The sequence below is a fragment of the Dietzia sp. Die43 genome (genome assembly GCF_024519835.1).
Lineage (GTDB): Bacteria > Actinomycetota > Actinomycetes > Mycobacteriales > Mycobacteriaceae > Dietzia > Dietzia kunjamensis.
In genome coordinates this window covers 1-19,855 of sequence record NZ_JALJRF010000023.1, presented here as the reverse complement: position 1 = coordinate 19,855, position 19,855 = coordinate 1, and the positions used below count along the sequence as shown (strand labels likewise).

The window sequence follows — 19,855 nt, the reverse complement described above, 5'->3', positions numbered from 1 at the left end:
GGGAGAGACTGTGGATCAGCCGAAAATCGTCGACGTCCTGGTGGTGGGGGCGGGGTTCTCCGGGCTCGGTGCCGCCATCCGGCTCGCGCAGGAGGGCTTCGACGACCTCGTCGTCCTCGAACGCGGCCCCGAGGTCGGCGGGACGTGGCGCGACAACAGCTATCCGGGCGCGGCGTGCGACGTCCCGTCCCACCTGTACTCGTACTCCTTCGCCCTCAACCCCGACTGGTCACGGGCCTTCTCGCCGCAGGGCGAGATCTACGACTACATCCGGAAGGTCACGCACGAGGCCGGCGTGCGCGAGAAGATCCGCTTCGGCGTCGACGTCACCTCGGTGGACTACGACGAGTCCCGCGGCCGGTGGACGGTGCGCACCAGCGAGGGGGAGTACGACGCCCGCGTGGTGGTGCTGGGCGTCGGCGCACTGTGCGAGCCCAGGCTCCCGGAGATCGACGGCGTCGGCGACTTCGCCGGGCCCGTCTTCCACACCGCCCGCTGGGATCACTCGGTGACGCTGGCCGACAAGCGAGTCGCGGTGATCGGCACGGGCGCCTCGGCGATCCAGGTGGTGCCGTCCATCGCCCCGACCGCGGCGCACCTCGACGTCTACCAGCGCACCGCGCCCTGGGTCCTGCCCCGGATGGACCGGCAGTACCCCCGGTTCGAGCGGTCGCTGTACCGCCGGGTGCCCGGGTTGCAGCGCGCGGTGCGGGCCCTGCAGTACGCCAGCCGCGAGTTCCAGGTGGTGGGCCTGACCCGCACCCGCGCCGCGCTGGCGCCCATCAAGGCGCTCGGACGCGCCCACCTGGCGATGCAGGTGCGCGACCGTGCCCTGCGCGCGCGGCTCACCCCGCACTTCGAGATCGGGTGCAAGCGCATCCTGCTGTCCAACACCTGGTACCCGGCACTGTCCCGGGACAACGTCGACGTGGTCACCGAGCCGATCACCCGCGTCACCGAGGGCGGGATCGTCACCGGTGACGGGACCGAGCACCCCGCCGACGTCCTGGTGGTGGCCACCGGCTTCCACGTCACTGATTCACCGTTCTTCGAGCGCGTCCGCGGAACGGACGGGCGCACCCTGGCGGACAAGTGGCAGAGCGAGGGGATGGAGGCCTACAAGGGGACCACGGTCGCCGGCTACCCCAACCTGTTCGTCCTGGTGGGCCCCGCGACCGGACTCGGGCACTCGTCGATGATCTACATGATCGAGTCCCAGCTCAACTACCTCGTGGACGCGCTGCGCACCATGCGCGACCGCGGCCTGCAGACCGTCGAGGTGCGTGCGGCCGTCCAGGACGCGTACAACCGCGAACTGCGCGACAGCACCGGCGAGACCGTGTGGGTGACCGGCTGCAGGAGCTGGTACCTCGACGACAAGGGCAACGCGCCGGCCGTGTGGCCGGACTACACCTTCACCTTCCGCAACCAGACCCGGGAGTTCGACCTGAGCGCCTACCGGCGGACCGCGGCCGACGCCACGGCCGCGACGCGTACCGGGCAGGAGGCCCTCCGGTGAGCGCCCCGATCGGCAGACTGTTCGGCACGGTCGGGTCGCTGGCCCGCCGCCCCCGCTGGCGGATGGACGGCAAGGTCGTCGTCGTCACCGGCGCCGGCTCGGGGATCGGGCGCGAACTGGCGCGCGAGGCCGCGCGGCGCGGCGCGCGGTTGGCACTGAGCGACATCGACGCAGACGGACTGGCCCGGACCGTCGAACTCGCGCGCGGTGACGGCGCGACCGACGTGCACTCGCAGCGTCTCGACGTGACAGAACAGGCGATGGTCGCCGAGTACGCGGGGGCGGTCGCCGAGCACTTCGGCGTGGTCCACCTGGTCGTCAACAACGCCGGCATCGCGTTCACCGGGGCGGTCGAGCAGTCCGGCTACAAGGACATCGCCCGCGTGATGGACGTCGACTACTGGGGCGTCGTGCACGGCACCAAGGAGTTCCTCCCGCACCTCATCGCCTCCGGCGACGGCCACCTGGTCAACATCTCCAGCATCTTCGCGTTCCTGTCCGTGCCCACCCAGAACGCCTACAACGCGGCCAAGGCGGCGGTCCAGCAGTTCACCGAGTCCCTGCGGATGGAGATGATGGCGGCCGGGCACCCCGTCGACGTCACCTGCGTCCACCCGGGCGGGATCAAGACCGCCGTCGCCCGGAGCGCCGGCGCGGCCGAGGGGCTGGACAGCGCGAACTTCGCCGCGATCTTCGACGCGAAGTTCGCGCGCACCGAGGCGTCGACGGCCGCGCGGGTGATCCTCGACGGCGTCGAGCGACGTAGGGCGCGCGTGCTGGTGGGGGTCGACGCCCACCTGCTCGACGCCCTGGTCCGGCTGTTCCCGACCGGCTACCAGAAGGGCACGGTCGCGATGACGCGCCGCTTCGGGGTGGTCTGAGCCGGGAGCGCGCCCGGCCCGGGCTCCTCAGGGCCGGAAGCGGTCCGTGGCCTCCAGCAGGTGGTGCGTCGTGCCGGGTTCGGCCATCGCGTGCCCCGCGTCGGGGACGATGTGCAGCTCCGAACCCGGCCACGCGGCGTGCAGCTCCCACGCGCTGGCGACCGGGCACACCACGTCGTAGCGGCCGTGGACGATCACGGCCGGCAGGTGGGCGATCCGGTCCATCCGGTCCAGGATCGCCCGGCCCCGCAGGAACGCGTCGTGGACGAAGTAGTGGTTCTCGATCCGGGCGAAGGCCAGGGCGAAGCGATCGGGGTCGCCGCCGGTGCCGGCGGGTCGGGGGAGCAGGGTCGAGGTGGACGTCTCCCACGTGGTCCACGCGCGGGCCGCCTCGAGTTCGACCTGCGGATCCCCGCAGTGCAGGAGCCGGTGGTAGGTCGCGACGTGGTCGTAGCCCGGCTGATGGACGGCGTCGGGGCCGTCCGCGGCGAGCAACGGCGCGAGGTAGCCCTCCCACACGTCCGGGAACAGGTGCGCGGCCCCACCGCGATAGAACCAGTCGATCTCGCTCGGGCGGCACAGGAAGACGCCGCGCAGGATCAGACCGCGGACCCTGGAGGGATGCTCCTGGGCGTACGCCAACGCCAGGGTGGAGCCCCACGAGCCGCCGAAGACCAGCCACTCCTCGACCCCGAGGTGCTCCCGCAGACGCTCGAGATCGTCGACCAGGTGCCAGGTGGTGTTGACCGTCAGGTCCGCGCCGTCGGCGACGTGCGGGGTGCTCCGCCCGCACCCCCGCTGGTCGAGAAGGATGATCCGGTAGGCCGCCGGGTCGAACATGCGTCGGTGCTCGGGCGTCGTCCCGCCACCGGGTCCACCGTGGACGAACAGGACGGGGGCGCCGTCCGGGTTGCCGGAGCACTCCCAGTACACGTGCTGCCCGTCGCCCACGTCGAGCATCCCGCTGTCGTGGGGCTCGATCGCCGGGTACGGGGCACGGCGGGCGGCGCCGCGCCGGGGGTCGGTCGTCGGTGCCACCACGGTCAGAAGGAGTGCTCGGCGCCGGGGAAGGCCCGCGAGCGGACCTCGGTTCCGTACTCGCGGGCGGCGTCACGCAGCGTGTCGGCCAGCTCGGCGTACCGCTTGACGAACTTCGCGGTGCGGCCCGTGCTGTGCCCGGCCATGTCCTGCCAGACCAGCACCTGGGCGTCGCACCCGTTGCCGGCCCCGATGCCCACGGTGGAGATCTCCAGTTCGGCGGTCACCTCCCGCGCCAGGTCGGCGGGCACCATCTCCATCACCACGGAGAACGCCCCGGCCTCCTGGACGGCGCGGGCGTCGGCGCGCAGCTGATCCGCCGCGTCGCCGCGACCCTGGACCCGGAACCCGCCCAGCCCGTTGACCGACTGCGGCGTGAAGCCGATGTGCGCCATCACGGGGATCCCGGCGTCGACGATCGCCTTGATCTGCGGGACCATCCGCACGCCGCCCTCGAGCTTGACGGCCTGGGCGCCGCCCTCCTTCATCATGCGGGTGGCCGCGGCCACGGCCTGCGTCGGCGAGGCCTCGTAGCTGCCGAACACCAGATCCGCCACGACCAGCGCCTTCGGGGCGCCGCGGGTGACGGCCCGCACCAGCGGGATCATCTCGTCCTCGGTCACCGGGACCGTCGTGTCGTAGCCGTAGACCACGTTGGCGGCCGAGTCACCGACGAGCAGCACCGGGATCCCGGCCTCCTGGAACAACCGCGCGGAGACGAAGTCGTAGGCGGTGAGCATCGGCCACGGCTCGCCGGCGGCCTTGAGCTCGGCGAGGTGGTGCAGACGGGTGACCCGGGTCAGGCCCTGCGGCCCGTCGCCCTTCGGCGTCTGGTCCGGTGCGCCGCCGGCGCCGTAGACCGGGGAGTCGGGGGTGTCGCTCATGGGAGTGTGGCCTTCCTTCGGTGACCTCGAGGCCGGCTGGAGCGCCGGTACCCGGGTGGACAGGGGGCGGTGACGTGCGCGGCGGGATCCGTGCGCTGTCGCGGACGAGTCTGCCACGACCGGCACGGAGGGGTCCGGTGGGCGTCGAGGCGGGCGGATGTCACACGCTCGTAACACGACAGGCACTAGGTTGGACCGCATGAACCGCCAGCAGGAGTACGTTCTCAGGACCTTGGAAGAGCGCGACATCCGGTTCGTCCGGCTCTGGTTCACCGACGTCCTCGGCACCCTCAAGTCGGTCGCCGTGGCGCCGGCCGAACTCGAGGGCGCCTTCGGGGAGGGGATCGGCTTCGACGGCTCCGCCATCGAGGGCTTCTCCCGGGTGTCGGAGGCGGACACGGTCGCCAAGCCCGACCCGTCGACCTTCCAGGTGCTCCCGTGGGCCCACGCCGACGGCAAGCAGCACTCCGCGCGCATCTTCTGCGACATCTTCAACCCGGACGGCAGCCCCAGCTGGGCGGACCCGCGGCACGTCCTGCGCCGCCAGCTCAGCAAGGCCGCCGACCTCGGGTTCTCGTGCTATGTCCACCCCGAGATCGAGTTCTTCCTGTTCAAGGACCTGGACACGGACGGCGCGGAGCCGGTGCCCACCGACAACGGTGGCTACTTCGACCAGGCCGTGCACGACTCCGCCCCGCACTTCCGGCGCCACGCGATCGAGGCGCTCGAGGCGATGGGCATCTCGGTGGAGTTCTCCCACCACGAGGGCGCCCCGGGCCAGCAGGAGATCGACCTCCGCTACGCCGACGCCCTGAGCATGGCGGACAACATCATGACGTTCCGCTACGTGGTCAAGGAAGTGGCCATGAACAACGGGGTGTGGGCGTCGTTCATGCCCAAGCCCCTGCGTGACCACCCGGGCTCGGCCATGCACACCCACATGAGCCTGTTCGAGGGCGACGCCAACGCGTTCCACGACCCGGACGACGAGTACCAGCTGTCCGATACCGCGAAGTCGTTCGTCGCGGGCATCCTCACCCACGCGCCCGAGTTCTCGGCGGTGACCAACCAGTGGGTCAACTCCTACAAGCGACTCATCGGCGGAGGCGAGGCCCCCACCGCGGCCACCTGGGGCCGGGCCAACCGGTCGGCGCTCGTCCGCGTGCCCATGTACACGCCCAACAAGGCGTCCTCGCGCCGCATCGAGGTGCGTAGCCCGGACTCGGCCTGCAACCCCTACCTGGCCTACGCGGTGATGTTCGCCGCCGGGATCAAGGGCGTCCAGGAGGGGTACGAACTGCCGCCGGAGTCCGAGGACGACGTGTGGACCATGAGCCGGCGCGAGCGGCGGGCGATGGGATACACCGACCTCCCCGGCAGCCTCGAGCAGGCGCTGGACGCCATGGAGGAGTCCGAGCTCGTCGCCGAGGCGCTGGGCGAGCACGTCTTCGAGTTCTTCCTGCGCAACAAGCGGCGCGAGTGGCGCGAGTACCGCAACGACGTGACCCCGTACGAGCTGCGGCACTACCTCAACTTGTGACCGGGGGCGGCATCGTGAGCAGGGACTCCTCGCGCCCTCGGTTACCGAGCCCGGGCCGCCTCGGGCTGCTCGACGACCGGGCCGCGGACTGGCTCGACTACCTGGGGTGGACCGACGACGACGCGGTCCCGGTGCTGTGGTCGCTGTCCCGGGCTCCGGACCCCGACCTCGCCCTGGGAGCCCTGGTGCGGCTCCACGAATCACTCACCGCCGAGTCCCACGATGAGGGCCCCTCCGCGCGCGCCGGGGCCGACACCGGGGTCGCGGCATTGGACGCCGCCCTACGGTCCGATTCGCGGCTCCGGGCGAGGCTGCTGGGGCTGCTCGGATCCTCGAGCGCGCTGGGCGACCACCTCGTCGCCGAGCCCACCCGGTGGGCGCTGCTGCGCGGAGGACTGCCGACGTTCGAGGACGTTCTGGCCGACATGCTCGGGGCGGTCGAGGCCGTGCCCGAACAGGCGGTGGAGGGCGCGCCGCCGCCGTCCCAGAGGGAGGACCTGCGCAGCGTCGGGACGTATCGCGCCGGGGTCACCGGCGGCGCCGCCGTCAGCGTGCTGCGCTCGACGTACCGCGACCACGTGGCGCTGCTCGCCGCGCACGACGTGGCCGGGTCGGTCGACGACGACGAGCCCGTCCTGCCGTTCACCGAGGTGGGCCGGCGCCTGTCCGACCTCGCGGACGCGGCATTGACGGCCGCTCTCGCGGTCGCGGTGGCCACCGTCCACCCGGACTCGCCGATGCCGGCGCGGTTGGGCGTGGTGGCCATGGGCAAGGGCGGGGCGCGCGAGCTCAACTACATCTCGGACGTCGACGTCATCTTCGTGGCCGAGCCGGCCGACGCCAGGACCGGCCGCGTGGCCGGGGAGTTGATGCGCATCGGGTCCATGGCCTTCTTCGAGGTCGACGCGGCGCTGCGCCCGGAGGGCAAGTCGGGCGAACTGGTGCGCACCCTCGACTCCCACACGGCCTACTACAAGCGGTGGGCCAAGACGTGGGAGTTCCAGGCCCAGCTCAAGGCGCGCCCCATGACCGGCGACCTGGCTCTGGCGGTGGAGTATCACGACACCGTCCACCCGATGGTGTGGACCGCCGCCGAGCGGGACGACTTCGTGCACGACGTGCAGGCGATGCGCCGACGCGTGGAGGAGAACGTTCCCGAGGCGCTGCGCGAGCGTGAACTCAAGCTCGGGCGCGGCGGTCTCCGCGATGTCGAGTTCGCCGTGCAGCTGCTGCAGATGGTCCACGGCCGCACCGACGAGGACCTCCGCGTCACCAGCACCGTCGAGGCGCTCGGCGCGCTGCGCGACGGCGGGTACATCGCCCGCGAGGACGGCGCGGAACTACTCGCCGCCTACGAGTTCCTCCGCCTGCTCGAGCACCGCCTGCAGCTGCAGCGCTACAAGCGCACCCACCTGCTACCGGAGGACGACGACGAGGAGGCCTACCGCTGGTTGGCCCGCGCGGCGCACATCCGGCCGGACGGGCCCAACGACGCCGCCCAGGTGCTGCGGCAGAGTCTGCGCGAGCTGCGCCGCCGGGTCCGCCGCCTGCACTCCAAGCTGTTCTACCGCCCGTTGCTGGACTCGATCGCCTCGTACGACGCCGAGGCCCTGTCGCTCAGCACGGAGGCGATGGAGCGTCAGCTGGCCGCCCTCGGCTTCGCGGCGCCCCGCAACGCGTTGGGTCACCTGCGGGCGTTGGCGGGACAGAGCAGTCGCCGTGGCCGTATCCAGGCGCTGCTGCTGCCCACGTTCATGGAGTGGCTCGCGGACACCGCGGACCCGGACGCGGGGTTGCTGGCCTACCGGCGGTTGTGCGAGGAGAACGAGGAGATCACCTGGTTCCTGCGCACGCTGCGGGACGACAGCATCGTGGCCCGCCGCCTCGTGCGGGTGCTGGGGACCTCGGCGTTCGTCGCGGGCTTGCTCATGCGCAACCCCGAGGTGATCCCCGACCTCACCGACGGCGCGCAGGGCCCGGTGCTCGTGGCCTCCAAGGTCTCCGACATCGCCTCCGCGCTCACCGCCTCCGCCGCCCGGCACCCCACGCCCGAGCGGGTCATCGCCACGGCGCGGTCGCTGCGCCGCGCCGAGCTGGCCCGGATCGGGGCCGCCGACGTCCTGCAGATGATCTCCGTACCCGATGTCGGGCGGCGACTGTCGGCCGTGTGGCGGGCGGTGCTCGAGGCGTCCCTGGCCGCCGTGGTCCGCGACATGATGCCCGAGGGCGGTGCGGCGCCGGCTCGCCTCGCCTACATCGGGATGGGGCGGCTCGGCGGGGACGAGCTGTCCTACAGCAGCGACGCGGACGTGATGATCGTGTGCGACCCGGTCGAGGGCGCCAAGGAGGAGGAGGCGGTCAGGTGGGCCACGCAGGTGGCCGAGCGGGTGGGCAAGTTGCTGGCCTCGCCGTCGTCGGATCCCCCGCTGGACCTGGACGCCGACCTACGCCCGGAGGGCCGCAACGGCCCACTCGTGCGCACCCTGGCCTCCTACCGTGCCTACTACGCCAAGTGGGCCGAGACGTGGGAGTTGCAGGCGCTGCTGCGGGCCTCGTTCGCCGCCGGGGACCGCGAGCTCGGGCTGGATTTCCTCCACATGATCGACGAGTTCCGTTACCCGGAGCAGGGCGTGCCCCCGAAGGTCGTGCAGCAGATCCGCCGGATGAAGGCGCGGATCGACTCGGAGCGCCTGCCGCGTGGCGCGGATCCGGCCACCCACACCAAACTCGGCCGCGGTGGCCTGGCCGACGTGGAGTGGAGCGCCCAGTTGTTGACGATGCAGCACGCCGCCAGGGTGCCCGGGCTGCACACGACGTCGACCCTCGAGGCACTCGACGCCGCCGCCTCGGCCGAGTTGCTGCCGGAGTCCGAGCGCGATGCGCTGGTCGACTCGTGGCTCATGGCCGCCCACGCCCGCAACGCGTTGGTCCTGGCGCGCGGCAAGGCGGTCGACCAACTGCCGGGTCAGGGCTCGATCCTGGCGGCGGTGGCGATGATCTGCACCGGTTCGGCCGACGGCGCGGGGTTCCTCAACGAGTACCTGCGCGTGACCCGTCTCGGTCGCAAGGCGGTCGATCACGTGTTCTGGGGCGAGGACTGACGCCGGCCCCGGGGGTGAGCCGGGTCCGGGACCAGGGTCGTCCCTGATGCGGCGGGGGCTCCCACGCCGATAACCTGGGTCCATGCCTGTGACCATGAACCTCACCCTCACCCTCGACGGCGTGACCTACGGCGAGCTGTACGAGTTCGTCGACGCCGTCCGCGCCGCCGGGGTGCCGGCCGACGAGCGGGTCCGCTGCCTCGGTTCCGACGACAAGGGCGACCGCTTCGAGGTGGACCTCGGCCCGGACCGCCGTCGGGCGGGATCGGCCCGTGCGGCCTCCGGCGCGCTGGTGGGCCAGCCGGTGGAAGGTCCCGCCGCGCCCGGGGCTGCGTCGTCGTCCTCACCGACCGTGGCGTCGGTCGCCGAGACGGTGCGCTCGATGGTGCGTAACGGCGACGACCTGGACCGCGTGATCGCCGCGCTGGGGGACCTGCGCAAGTTCCTGCGTTGAGCCCTCGCCGCCCGGTCGCCCGGGCCGTCGCCGTCCTCGCCGCGCTCGTCGCCGGCGCGGGTGTGGCGCTACACCACTCCCGCTCGGAGATCCCGGCCGTACCGGTGCTGGCGAGCTTCGCGGTCGCCGCCTGGGCGTTCTCCCTGGTGGCCCTGATCGCGGCACTGCGTGCGCGGTCGGTGCTGCTCGGGATCATCGCCGTCGTGTTGGTGGGTGCCGGGGTGGTCCAGTACGGGCCCCTCGTGGCACCGCCACGCCAGATCGACGACGACGAGGGCATCCCGATGCGGGTGATGGTGCAGAACCTCGAGTTCGGCCGAGCCGCCCCACACGACGTGGTCCGGGCAGTCCGCACCGGCGGGGTCGATCTGCTCATGACCGTGGAGACGACCCCGGAGGCGGCGGACGCGCTGCGCACGGCGGGTCTCACGGGGCTGCTGCCGCACGAGGCCGCCTCGACCGCTCCCACGACGCAGGGGGTCGCGGTGTGGTCGCGGTTCCCGCTCTCCCCGCCCGAGCGGGTCCCGGGCTTCAGCCTCGGGCTGGTACGCACCGAGATGGCGGGGCCGGGCGGCCCGGTGACGGTGGTGGCCGCGCACCCGGTGGCCCCGGTGTTCGACGCCCCCGCCGCCGTGGAGGAGGCCGATCGCCTGCGCTGGTACCTCGGCAGCCTTCCCGGACCCGCGCCGGTGGTGGTGGGCGGGGATTTCAACGCCACCTGGGATCACGTACGGTTCCGTGACCTGAGGGGCCTCGGGTACACCGACTCCGTCTCCGGCGGGAGTGACGGCTGGGTGCCCACCTGGCCGGCGGGTCGACGGATCCCGCCGCTCATCGGGATCGACCACGTGCTGGCCCGCGGGGCGGTCGCGGTGGGGGACACGGACACCGTGGAGGTGGCCAGGACGGACCATCGCGGCGTGGTCGCGACGGTGCTTCTGCCCGCGCCGCGGGCGCGGTGACCTAGCATGCGCACCATGAGTTCACGCATCCGCCTGATCGCCAGCGGCGTCACCTCGGCCGCGGCGGTGGCCCTCCTCGCGGGGTGCGGCGGGGCGACGGTGGACGGTCAGGCCCCGGAGGTGTCCTCGGACCCGGCCGCGTCGGCCGCCTCGTCGTCGCCGTTCGCCGAGGAGCGGCCGGAGAAGCCCACCGGTCCCGTCCCGCCCCCTCCGCCGCAGTCACCGGCTCCGGAGCCGATGCCGGGGGAGCCCGAGCCACTGCCTCCGCCCGAGGACGCGCCCGGACCCGAGCCGGAACCCGCTCCCGCGGAGCCCGCCCCGCCGGCTCCGGGTGCGGGGGACTTCGTCGCCCTGCTCGAGCGGCGGGGTGTCGTCCTGCCCGAGGGCGTGGACCCGGTCGCCACGGCCACCGAGGCCTGCGGCCGGTTCGACGGCGGGCAGCAGATGGACGAGGTCTCCGGATGGCTGGGTGAGCGGGCCCGCCTCGACGCGGATGGCCAGGGTTTCTTCCTCGGCGCCGCGGTGGGGACCTACTGCCCGGGGAACTTCCCCAAGCTCGGCTGAGGCACGCCGGGCCGGGTCACGCCCGGCGGGCGAGTGCTCGGCCGTGTCACGCCCTGCGCGGCCGGGTCACATCCGGCCGTACCGGGCCCGCCCGATCGAGTAGAGGCCGTACAGGGCGATCCCCGCGCCGGTGAGCACCAGCAGTACCTGACCGAAGGGTTGCTCGCCGACCGCCCGCAGTGCGGCGTCCAGCCCGCCGGCCTTCTCCGGATCCGCGGTCACGACGGCCGCGATCACCAGGCCCCCGAGGATCGCCAAGGCGATGCCCTTGGCGACATACCCCACCCGGCCCGTGATGATCATGGCCCGGCCGACCTCCCCGGACCCGGTGCGGTCGAGGTCCTCGACGAACTTCGTGGTGGCCCCCTTGTAGACGTGGTAGCCGCCCACCGCGAGGATGGCGATCCCGGCGACGACCAGGGCCATCTTCCCCACCCCGGAGCCGAGCAGCCCGGCCGTGGCGCCGGAGGCGGTCGCGGAATCGGACCCCCCGCCCCCGGAGGCGAACCGCGCGGTGGTCAGTCCCAGGACCACGTACACGGCCGCCTTGGCCGCGGCCTTGATCCGGTCAGAGGTCTCCTCGGACCCGAGGACCAGCTCGGTGATCTGCCACAGACCCAGCGCGAGGAAGCCCACGGCGCCGACCCATAGCATGACCTGACCGCCCGGTGCGCTCGCGATCTCCGCCAGCGCACCCGAGTTGGACGCCTCGCCGCCGCCCGACCCGAGTGCGATCCTGACGGCGATCCAGCCGATGAGCAGATGGAGCACGCCGTTCATGACGTATCCGGCGCGGGCCAGCCACTCGAGCGCGGGATGGTCGGCGGCGGAGCGCGCGGCGCCGGAGAGGGTGGCAGAACGTATCGGGGAGTTCATGGGTGAACTCTCCCACGTCGCCGCGGATTCACCACTCGAACCCTGTCACCACTCGATCTCGCCGAGGACCTCGTTGCGACGGCGCAGTTCCGCCAGCCGCAGTTCGGCCGCGCGGTGCTCCTCCATCCGCATCCGCGCCTGTTCGGCGAGGGCGTCGGCCTCGACCTCGGCGAGCAGGAGCTGGAGTCGGTCCTTCTGCTCACGGAGCGTCTCCACCGAGGTGTCCATGGCGATGAGCTTCCGGGAACCGGCCACGGCGTGGAGGAAGGGGTTGCGCTCGAGGATCAGGCGCGCCTCCTCGGGGGCCAGCACCCTCGACAGTTTGAGCAGGACCGGATAGCCCTGCCCCTGTCCCTGCCGGTCGGTCTCGGGGTCGTGTCCGGGATCCAGTGCTGCGGCGACGACCTTGAGCGGCCGGGCCCGGGGCGAGGAACTCCGGAAGTCGAACTCGTCGGTGTCCATGTGGTCCGGCTCCTTCCCGGCGTCCTGCCCGGCAGTGGCTGCTTACCTGCCACCACCGTAGGCGTACCGGCCGGGACGGCCGGGCGGTTCAGGGTTTTGCGCTCCGGAGGGGCTCAGCAGCTGTAGCGGGGTGTGCGGGACGACCGCGTCCCGGCGGTGTGCCCGCCCGGCGCCGATACACTCGAGCTGTGACTACCGGCAATGAAGGCGCAACCGACCTCGACTACCTGCTCCGCCAGATGGCAGAGGGCATCGAGCAGGCTCCCGTGAACTTCCCGATCACCCTGGTGATCGACGGGAACACCTGGGAAGGGAACCTCACCACCGAGGGTGAGTTCATGCGGATCCAGGCGGCCACCTTCGACGCGCTGACGGGTGATGAGAAGTCCGAGCAGGTGGCTGATGCCCAGGCCAGTGCATTCCGGCAGATCGGCATCACCAAGTACGAGGAGGCACTGGACGGGGAGGACAGGGTGGCCTCGTTCATCCACGTCACGGACGCCTGGCAGAGGGGAGAGAAGGCTCCGATCCCGGTCATGCGCGTCCGGATCTCGTCGGTGGATGCGTGGACCTTCGGCCACGCGAGTAGCTAGAAAGGCGCCGCCCGCCCGGCCATCGAGGTGATGACCGCGCGGGCGGCGCCCGGCACTACGACCGAAGTCGATGCGCGCCCCGGCCTGCGCGGGGCAGGTCAGGGCGGGCATGAGGGTCAGCAGTCGTAGTAGAGCTCGAACTCGTGCGGGTGCGGACGGAGGTTCACCGGGGCGATCTCCTTCTCGCGCTTGTACGAGATCCAGTTCTCGATGAGGTCCTCGGTGAACACGCCACCCTCGGTGAGGTACTCGTGGTCCTGCTCGAGACGGTCGATGACGGCGGGCAGCGAGGTGGGCGCCTGCGGGATGTCGGCGGCCTCCTCCGGCGGGAGCTCGTAGAGGTCCTTGTCGACCGGGGCCATCGGCTCGATCTTGTTCTTCACACCGTCGATGCCGGCCATCATCATCGCGGCGAACGCGAAGTACGGGTTGCCGGACGAGTCGGGGCAGCGGAACTCGATGCGCTTGGCCTTGGGGTTGTTGCCGGTGATCGGGATCCGGACACACGCCGAGCGGTTGCGCTGCGAGTACACAAGGTTGATCGGGGCCTCGTAGCCCGGGACGAGCCGGTGGTACGAGTTGATCGTGGGGTTGGTGAATGCCAGCAGCGACGGCGCGTGGTGCAGGATGCCGCCGATGTAGTAGCGGGCGATGTCGGACAGCCCCGCGTAGCCGGACTCGTCGTGGAACAGCGGCTTGCCGTCCTTCCACAGCGACTGGTGGGCGTGCATGCCCGAGCCGTTGTCGCCGAAGAGGGGCTTGGGCATGAACGTGGCCGACTTGCCATTCTTCCAGGCGGTGTTCTTGACGATGTACTTGAACAGCTGGACGTCGTCCGCGGCGTGCAGCAGGGTGTTGAACTTGTAGTTGATCTCCTGCTGGGCGCCGGCCACCTCGTGGTGCAGACGCTCGAGCTCGAAACCGGCGTTGGTGAGATTGGTCGACATCTCGTCGCGCAGGTCGACGAAGTGGTCGTACGGGGCGACCGGGAAGTACCCGCCCTTCTCGCGGACCTTGTAGCCGAGGTTGGCCGAACCGTCGGCCTCCTGGGAGGCACCGGTGTTCCAGTGGCCGGCGCTGGAGTCGACCTCGTAGAAGCCGTGGTTCGTGCCGGAGCCGTAGCGGACGGAGTCGAAGACGAAGAACTCGGCCTCGGCCCCGAAGAAGCACGTGTCAGCGATGCCGGTGGAGAGCAGGTACTCCTCGGCCTTGCGGGCGACGTTGCGCGGGTCGCGGCTGTAGGCCTCACGGGTGAAGGGGTCGTGGACGAAGCAGCTGATGTTGAGCGTCTTGGCCCTGCGGAAGGGGTCGAGACGGGCCGTCGCGACATCCGGCAGGAGCATCATGTCGGACTCGTGGATCGACTGGAACCCCCGGATGGAGGAGCCGTCGAAGGCCAGGCCGTCCTCGAACATGTCCTCGTCGAACGCCGCTGCGGCGATCGTGAAGTGCTGCTCGTTACCCGGCAGGTCGGTGAACCGGATGTCGACGTACTCGACGCCCTCGTCCTTGACGTACTTGATGACCTCGTCCGGCGTGGAGAATGCCACGATTCGCTCCTCGTCTCTGAAGTGCGACGGGAAACCGGTGTCTCCCGTCGTGCGGTGACCTCACGATATGGGCGAGGTGTTGCCCGGCCGTCAAGCGAATGTTTCGCTGGTGTTACGTCACCGGCCGGGTGGGTCCCTCCCAATAGGGTCAGTTTAGTCACCCGAAGCGGGGTATCGCCGACATGGGGATCGGCAGGTCGCCCGGCTACCCTGGGCAGTATGCGTGACGTTGCGGGATCATGGTTGTCCGGCCCCACCTCCGGCAGTGGGCCGGAGCAGAAGTACAAGGGTGAGAATCTCGGTCTCCCGGCGTCCGGCGCGGGCTCGATCGCCCCGTTGGGCGTTCGTGTCGGCGCGCTGGCGGTGGACTGGTTCCTCGCCTACGGGCTGGTCGCCGTCATCGTGATGCTGCTCAGCCCGGAGACGCTGGGGGGCGACTCGTTCTCCGCCGTCTCCAGCTGGGCCGTGCCGCTGCTGTGGGGCGTGAGCGGCGTGGTCTGCGTGTGGCTGTTCGCCCAGACGCCGGGGCAGGCGCTGGTCGGCATCGGCACGGCACGGGTCGACGCCGAGGAGCGGGTGGGTTTCGTCCGTGCGCTGGTGCGCGTGGTGTTCATCTTCTTCCTGCTGCCCCCGCTCATCCAGGACGAGGACGGACGCGGCATGCACGACCGCGCCACCGGCACCACTCTGATCCGTACCCGTTGATCCGTACCCGCTGACGAGACGACGCCCGCCGCCCGGGACGGGCGGCGGGCGTCGTGAGCCCGGTGGCTGCGACAGCCTGACGGCGGACGGCTCAGCCGCGGCGGCGGGCGCTGCGCTGGATGTTGCGCACCTTCGCGCCCTGGGGGACCGGGCCCTTGGGCATCTGGTTCTGAATGCCGGTCTTGGTGCTCAGCGCGCGGAGCCGGGTGTCGAGGGCGTCGACCTTCGCCCGGCTGATGTTCATCGGGTATCGGGTGAGCCGGCGGTTCAGCTTGCGCAGTGGCACCTGCTCGGGGGTCGCGTCCTGCTCCTCGCCGACGATCAACTCGTAGATCGGGGTGTCGCCGACGACCCGGGCGACCTTCTTCTTCTCCTGTGCCATGAGCGGCTTGAGCCGGCGCGGCTCGCCCTCGCCCACGATCACGATCCCGCACCGGCCGACCACGCGGTGGACCGCGTCGAAACTCGTCGTGGCGGCGACGGCCTGGTTGACCCGCCACCCGGACCGCAACTGGTCCAGGGCCCACGCGGCCGCGCCCGGCTGCCCCTCGGCCTTGCCGTACACCGTGTTCTGCACGCGGCGCGAGAAGATCACCATCGCGAGCATGAGGCCGGTGAGCACACCGAGGGGGAGCATCCACCACTCGCCGCCCCACAGCATGCCGAGGAGGAAGAACACGACCGTCGACAGGACGACCGCACCGATCATCAGCGGCCACAGGAGCTTGTCCTGCTTGGACTGGATCTTCAGCGCCTGCCACATCTGGCCGCGCTGTTCCTTGCCCGCCTGCCGCCGAGCGGCCCGGGCCGCCTTCTTGTCCGCCTTGGTGAGCTCGCTCTTCGCCATGGTCATCAGGATACGTGCCCGCCACCGCGGTCCGGGAACCGCGGCTGACCCGAGGGGTGCCCCGCCCCGGCCGACTGTGGGCGGGTCAGACGCGGGCGCGCTCGCGGTCCAGGACGCTCGAGGCCTCCTGGGACGCCGAACCTCCTGTCGTCAGCTGCTGCAGGTGCTCCGGAACCGCCTGCCCGCGGTGCTCCAGCGCCTGGACGTAGAGGCGGCCGGCTCGGTACGACGAGCGGACGAGCGGTCCGGCCATGACGCCGGCGAAACCGATCTCACGGGCCTGATCGGACAGCTCGACGAACTCCTCGGGCTTGACCCAGCGGTCGATCGGGTGGTGCAGCGGGCTGGGCCGGAGGTACTGCGTGATGGTGAGGATGTCGCAGCCGGCGGAGTGCAGGTCGCGCATCGCGTCGACGATCTCGTCGGTGGTCTCGCCCATCCCCAGGATGAGGTTGGACTTGGTGACGAGGCCGAAGTCGCGCGCGGCGCGGATCACGTCGAGGGAGCGGTCGAACCGGAACGCCGGGCGGATCCGCTTGAAGATCCGCGGCACGGTCTCGAGGTTGTGCGCCAGCACCTCGGGACGCGACTCGAACACCTCGGCCAGCTGGTCCGGGTCCCCGTTGAAATCGGGGATGAGGTTCTCGACCCCCGTGTTGGGGTTGAGCTCGTGGATCTTGCGGACGGTCTCCGCGTAGAGCCAGGCCCCGCCATCCTCCAGGTCGTCGCGCGCGACGCCCGTGATGGTGGAGTAGCGCAGACCCATCTCGCGCACGGACTCGGCCACGCGCCGCGGCTCGTCACGATCGAGGGCGCTGGGCTTGCCGGTGTCGATCTGGCAGAAGTCGCAGCGGCGGGTGCACTGCTCGCCGCCGATGAGGAACGTGGCCTCCCGGTCCTCCCAACACTCGTAGATGTTGGGGCAGCCGGCCTCCTCGCACACCGTGTGCAGGCTGCCGGTCTTGACCAGCGTCTTGAGTTCCTTGTACTCGGGACCCATGGTGGCCTTCGTACGGATCCACGACGGCTTGCGCTCGATCGGCGTCTCGGCGTTGCGGGCCTCGATACGGAGGAGCTTGCGGCCTTCAGGAGTCACAGTCACGGCCGCAAGCCTACGCGCGAATCACGCCACGGGCAGTCGGCCGTCCAGCGCCTCCACCATGTCGGAGGTGACCTGGTCGAGAACCTCCGACACCGGCACCACGCGACCGAGTTCGGCGCTGAGGGACGTGACCCCGGCGTCGACGATCCCGCAGGGGACGATCCGCGAGAACGCGGTCAGATCGCAGTCGCAGTTGAGGGAGAACCCGTGCATCGTCACGCCCCGCTGGACACGGATCCCGATGGCCGCGATCTTGCGCTCGGGCCTGCCGTCCGAGGCCGCACACCACACCCCGGAGCGCCCGTCGACGCGCCCGGCCTCCACGCCGAGTCGCGCGCAGGTGGAGATGAGGGCCTGCTCGACACGACGGACGTACTCGACCACGTCGATGGGGTCGGTCAGCGCGACGATCGGGTACCCCACCAGTTGGCCGGGTCCGTGCCAGGTGATCCGGCCGCCGCGGTCCACGTCGACGACCGGGGTCCCGTCGGTGGGACGGTCGGACGGCTCCGTGCGTTTGCCGGCGGTGTAGGTGGCGGGGTGCTCCAGGAGGAGGATCGTGTCGCCCCGCTGCCCGTCGGCGCGCTCCTCGGCGAGGGCACGTTGGAGCTCCCAGGTGGGGCTGTACTCGACGGTGCCGAGCCGACGGATCTCCGGGGGCGCCGGGTCACGGCGGAGGGACTGACCGGTGTGCGACATGTCCCCAGGGTAGGCCGAGGGGTGTGACGACGACGACGGGCGCCCTCCGTGAAGGAGGACGCCCGTCGCGGGGGTCAGCGGAACCTACCGATCAGCCGGCTTCACAGGTCGAGGTCACCGTCGAACTCGGCCTTCTCCAACCGGTCCTTCACCGTGGTGAGGAAGCGGCCGGCGTCGGCGCCGTCGATCAGGCGGTGATCGTAGGTCAGCGGCATGAAGCCCATCGACCGGATGGCGATCGACTCGCCGTCGGCGTCGGCATCCACCACGGGCCGCCGCACGATCGCGCCGGTGCCGAGCATCGCCGCCTGCGGCGGGACGAGGATCGGGGTGTCGAACAGGGCCCCCTCGCTGCCGATGTTGGTGATGGTGAACGTGCCGCCCTGGAGGTCGTCCGGCGTGAGCTTGGACGCCCGCGCCCGCTCGGCCAGGTCGATGATCGCCTTGGCCAGCCCCGGGATGTCCAGGTCCTGCGCGTTCTGGATGACCGGGGAGAGCAGCCCCGCCTCGGTGTCCACGGCGATCCCGAGGTTCACCGACCCGTGGTAGGTGATCTCGTTGGTCTTCTCGTCGTACGACGCGTTGACGTTCGGGTGCGACACCAGGGCCTCGACGACCGCCTTGGCGTAGAACGGCAGGTACGAGAGCTTGGCGCCGTGCTTGTCGGCGAACTGCTCCTTGACCTGCGAGCGCAGCTGCGCCACCCGGGTCATGTCCACCTCGAAGACCTGCGTGAGCTGAGCGGTCTGTTGCAGCGACTCACGGGTCTTCTGCGCCGTGATCTTGCGGATCCGGTTGGCCTTCTTGGTGGTGCCGCGCAGCTCCGCGAGCTCGGGCCGGACGCCGGCCTTCGACGGGCCGCCGCTGGGCGCCTTCTCCTCGGCCGGGGTCTCGGAACCGGAGTCGGAACCCGAGCCCTCGGCCGCCGCGAGGACGTCCTGCTTACGGATCCGGCCGCCGATGCCGGTGCCCTTGACCGAGTCCAGGTCGACGCCGTGCTCCTGCGCGAGCTTGCGCACCAGCGGGGTGACGTACGGCGAGCTCCCGGACTTGGCGGCCGCCGCGGGCTCGGCCCGCTCGGGCAGGTCGCCGGAGGGCCCGCTGTCGGACTTCTCCGACCCGCGCGGCTTCGCGGCCTTCTTCTTGCTCTTCTGCTCGGCCTTCTTCCCGGACGTCGACCCGGACCCGGACTCCGCCTTGGCGGCGGCCTTCTTCTCGGTCTCGGGGGTGTCCTCGGGGACCTCGTCCTCGTCGGAGGCGTCCACGCCCTCGTCCTTGGCGTCGGTGGCGTTCTGCTCCTCGGCCGACTGTTCGTCCGAGTCAGAGCCGGAATCGCCGGAGTCGTCGTCGGAGTCGCTCGCGGCGTCGCCGTCGCCGATGACGGCGAGGGTGGCGCCGACGTCGACGGTCTCGTCCTCCTCGGCCACGATCTTCTGCAGGGTGCCGGCGACGGGGGAGGGGATCTCGGTGTCGACCTTGTCGGTGGAGACCTCGAGCAGGGGCTCGTCGACCTCGACGGTGTCGCCGACGGACTTGAGCCACTTGGTGATGGTGCCCTCGGTGACGGACTCGCCGAGTTCGGGCATGACGACGTCGGTGCCCTTGCCGCCGCCCCCGCCTCCGGAGGACTTCTTGGCCGGGGCGGACTCCTCGGCGGGCTCGTCGTCCACGGGCTCGTCCGCGGCATCCGACTCGTCGGCCTCGTCGGCCTGATCGTCGGAGTCGTCGGCCTCATCGGCGGAGCCGGAGTCAGAGCCGGAATCGCCGGAGTCGTCGTCGGAGTCGCTCGCGGCGTCGCCGTCGCCGATGACGGCGAGGGTGGCGCCGACGTCGACGGTCTCGTCCTCCTCGGCCACGATCTTCTGCAGGGTGCCGGCGACGGGGGAGGGGATCTCGGTGTCGACCTTGTCGGTGGAGACCTCGAGCAGGGGCTCGTCGACCTCGACGGTGTCGCCGACGGACTTGAGCCACTTGGTGATGGTGCCCTCGGTGACGGACTCGCCGAGTTCGGGCATGACGACGTCGGTGCCCTTGCCGCCGCCCCCGCCTCCGGAGGACTTCTTGGCCGGGGCGGACTC

The 19,855-nt window shown here is 71.2% G+C and carries 18 protein-coding genes; 9 read left to right on the top strand and 9 right to left on the bottom strand.

What is annotated here, in order from left to right:
• The first annotated feature begins 10 nt into the window (after nt 1-10).
• Entirely contained in the window at nt 11-1,519 is a 1,509-nt protein-coding gene (locus tag NR111_RS16780) for an NAD(P)/FAD-dependent oxidoreductase (protein ID WP_067714201.1), read from the top strand.
• Nucleotides 1,520-1,581: 62 nt separating this feature from the next.
• On the top strand, nt 1,582-2,400 hold the full coding sequence (locus tag NR111_RS16775; protein WP_067714319.1) for an SDR family oxidoreductase: 819 nt from the start codon (nt 1,582-1,584) through the stop codon (nt 2,398-2,400).
• 27 nt (nt 2,401-2,427) lie between these two features.
• Here NR111_RS16775 and pip read toward each other — a convergent pair whose 3' ends face one another.
• The gene (gene pip / locus NR111_RS16770; RefSeq protein WP_371517324.1) at nt 2,428-3,438 is read right to left on the bottom strand and encodes a prolyl aminopeptidase; all 1,011 of its coding nucleotides are present in this window, start codon (nt 3,436-3,438) and stop codon (nt 2,428-2,430) included.
• Nucleotides 3,439-3,443: 5 nt separating this feature from the next.
• Nucleotides 3,444-4,322, bottom strand: coding sequence for a 3-methyl-2-oxobutanoate hydroxymethyltransferase (gene panB / locus NR111_RS16765; protein ID WP_067714199.1), 879 nt, complete (start codon nt 4,320-4,322; stop codon nt 3,444-3,446).
• Between the two features lie 199 nt (nt 4,323-4,521).
• Here panB and glnA (NR111_RS16760) point away from each other — a divergent pair, with 199 nt between their 5' ends.
• From glnA (NR111_RS16760) to NR111_RS16740, 5 genes are all read left to right on the top strand, one after another.
• Nucleotides 4,522-5,862 (top strand): type I glutamate--ammonia ligase, encoded by a 1,341-nt coding sequence (gene glnA, locus NR111_RS16760; protein WP_067714196.1) that lies wholly within the window; start codon nt 4,522-4,524, stop codon nt 5,860-5,862.
• An 11-nt stretch (nt 5,863-5,873) separates the two neighbouring features.
• Nucleotides 5,874-8,963, top strand: coding sequence for a bifunctional [glutamine synthetase] adenylyltransferase/[glutamine synthetase]-adenylyl-L-tyrosine phosphorylase (locus tag NR111_RS16755; protein ID WP_067714313.1), 3,090 nt, complete (start codon nt 5,874-5,876; stop codon nt 8,961-8,963).
• An 82-nt stretch (nt 8,964-9,045) separates the two neighbouring features.
• A complete protein-coding gene (locus NR111_RS16750; RefSeq protein ID WP_241504659.1) occupies nt 9,046-9,417 on the top strand; it encodes a hypothetical protein in 372 nt (123 codons plus the stop codon).
• Complete coding sequence (locus NR111_RS16745; RefSeq protein WP_096905679.1) at nt 9,414-10,379, top strand: endonuclease/exonuclease/phosphatase family protein; 966 nt, start codon at nt 9,414-9,416, stop codon at nt 10,377-10,379. The genes NR111_RS16750 and NR111_RS16745 overlap by 4 nt, the downstream gene beginning before the upstream one ends.
• Before the next feature lie 15 nt (nt 10,380-10,394).
• The gene (locus NR111_RS16740; protein ID WP_256821472.1) at nt 10,395-10,943 is read left to right on the top strand and encodes a DUF732 domain-containing protein; all 549 of its coding nucleotides are present in this window, start codon (nt 10,395-10,397) and stop codon (nt 10,941-10,943) included.
• A gap of 66 nt (nt 10,944-11,009) precedes the next feature.
• Here the strand turns inward: NR111_RS16740 and NR111_RS16735 are convergent, their stop codons facing one another.
• Together NR111_RS16735 and NR111_RS16730 are read right to left on the bottom strand one after the other, a co-directional pair.
• Complete coding sequence (locus tag NR111_RS16735; protein WP_067714189.1) at nt 11,010-11,819, bottom strand: DUF1206 domain-containing protein; 810 nt, start codon at nt 11,817-11,819, stop codon at nt 11,010-11,012.
• A gap of 45 nt (nt 11,820-11,864) precedes the next feature.
• On the bottom strand, nt 11,865-12,281 hold the full coding sequence (locus tag NR111_RS16730; protein WP_067714187.1) for a hypothetical protein: 417 nt from the start codon (nt 12,279-12,281) through the stop codon (nt 11,865-11,867).
• Nucleotides 12,282-12,469: 188 nt separating this feature from the next.
• On the opposite strand from NR111_RS16730, the gene NR111_RS16725 reads away from it, so the two are divergent.
• The gene (locus NR111_RS16725) at nt 12,470-12,874 is read left to right on the top strand and encodes a hypothetical protein (protein ID WP_067714186.1); all 405 of its coding nucleotides are present in this window, start codon (nt 12,470-12,472) and stop codon (nt 12,872-12,874) included.
• A 116-nt stretch (nt 12,875-12,990) separates the two neighbouring features.
• Here NR111_RS16725 and glnA (NR111_RS16720) read toward each other — a convergent pair whose 3' ends face one another.
• On the bottom strand, nt 12,991-14,424 hold the full coding sequence (gene glnA, locus NR111_RS16720; RefSeq protein WP_067714185.1) for a type I glutamate--ammonia ligase: 1,434 nt from the start codon (nt 14,422-14,424) through the stop codon (nt 12,991-12,993).
• A 219-nt stretch (nt 14,425-14,643) separates the two neighbouring features.
• Between glnA (NR111_RS16720) and NR111_RS16715 the strand changes: the two genes are divergently transcribed.
• Entirely contained in the window at nt 14,644-15,129 is a 486-nt protein-coding gene (locus NR111_RS16715) for an RDD family protein (RefSeq protein WP_067714182.1), read from the top strand.
• Between the two features lie 91 nt (nt 15,130-15,220).
• Here NR111_RS16715 and NR111_RS16710 read toward each other — a convergent pair whose 3' ends face one another.
• From NR111_RS16710 to sucB, 4 genes are all read right to left on the bottom strand, one after another.
• Entirely contained in the window at nt 15,221-15,976 is a 756-nt protein-coding gene (locus NR111_RS16710; RefSeq protein ID WP_067714310.1) for a DUF4191 domain-containing protein, read from the bottom strand.
• 85 nt (nt 15,977-16,061) lie between these two features.
• Entirely contained in the window at nt 16,062-17,078 is a 1,017-nt protein-coding gene (gene lipA / locus NR111_RS16705) for a lipoyl synthase (RefSeq protein ID WP_067714180.1), read from the bottom strand.
• A gap of 21 nt (nt 17,079-17,099) precedes the next feature.
• Nucleotides 17,100-17,777 (bottom strand): lipoyl(octanoyl) transferase LipB, encoded by a 678-nt coding sequence (gene lipB, locus NR111_RS16700; RefSeq protein WP_067714178.1) that lies wholly within the window; start codon nt 17,775-17,777, stop codon nt 17,100-17,102.
• A 101-nt stretch (nt 17,778-17,878) separates the two neighbouring features.
• Nucleotides 17,879-19,792 carry a 2-oxoglutarate dehydrogenase, E2 component, dihydrolipoamide succinyltransferase gene (sucB, locus tag NR111_RS16695; RefSeq protein WP_256821487.1) on the bottom strand — a complete coding sequence of 638 codons (1,914 nt, stop codon included), beginning with the start codon at nt 19,790-19,792 and terminating at the stop codon, nt 17,879-17,881.
• Nucleotides 19,793-19,855: the final 63 nt, after the last annotated feature.

What these genes read in the sequence shown, in the direction of transcription:
- NR111_RS16730 (WP_067714187.1), bottom strand. Translation starts at nt 12,281, where the DNA reads ATGGACACCGACGAGTTCGACTTCCGGAGTTCCTCGCCCCGGGCCCGG.
- NR111_RS16775 (WP_067714319.1), top strand. Translation starts at nt 1,582, where the DNA reads ATGGACGGCAAGGTCGTCGTCGTCACCGGCGCCGGCTCGGGGATCGGG.
- NR111_RS16715 (WP_067714182.1), top strand. Translation starts at nt 14,644, where the DNA reads ATGCGTGACGTTGCGGGATCATGGTTGTCCGGCCCCACCTCCGGCAGT.
- lipB (WP_067714178.1), bottom strand. Translation starts at nt 17,777, where the DNA reads ATGTCGCACACCGGTCAGTCCCTCCGCCGTGACCCGGCGCCCCCGGAG.
- glnA (WP_067714196.1), top strand. Translation starts at nt 4,522, where the DNA reads ATGAACCGCCAGCAGGAGTACGTTCTCAGGACCTTGGAAGAGCGCGAC.
- NR111_RS16735 (WP_067714189.1), bottom strand. Translation starts at nt 11,819, where the DNA reads ATGAACTCCCCGATACGTTCTGCCACCCTCTCCGGCGCCGCGCGCTCC.
- sucB (WP_256821487.1), bottom strand. Translation starts at nt 19,792, where the DNA reads ATGCCCGAACTCGGCGAGTCCGTCACCGAGGGCACCATCACCAAGTGG.
- NR111_RS16710 (WP_067714310.1), bottom strand. Translation starts at nt 15,976, where the DNA reads ATGGCGAAGAGCGAGCTCACCAAGGCGGACAAGAAGGCGGCCCGGGCC.
- NR111_RS16740 (WP_256821472.1), top strand. Translation starts at nt 10,395, where the DNA reads ATGAGTTCACGCATCCGCCTGATCGCCAGCGGCGTCACCTCGGCCGCG.
- panB (WP_067714199.1), bottom strand. Translation starts at nt 4,322, where the DNA reads ATGAGCGACACCCCCGACTCCCCGGTCTACGGCGCCGGCGGCGCACCG.
- NR111_RS16750 (WP_241504659.1), top strand. Translation starts at nt 9,046, where the DNA reads ATGCCTGTGACCATGAACCTCACCCTCACCCTCGACGGCGTGACCTAC.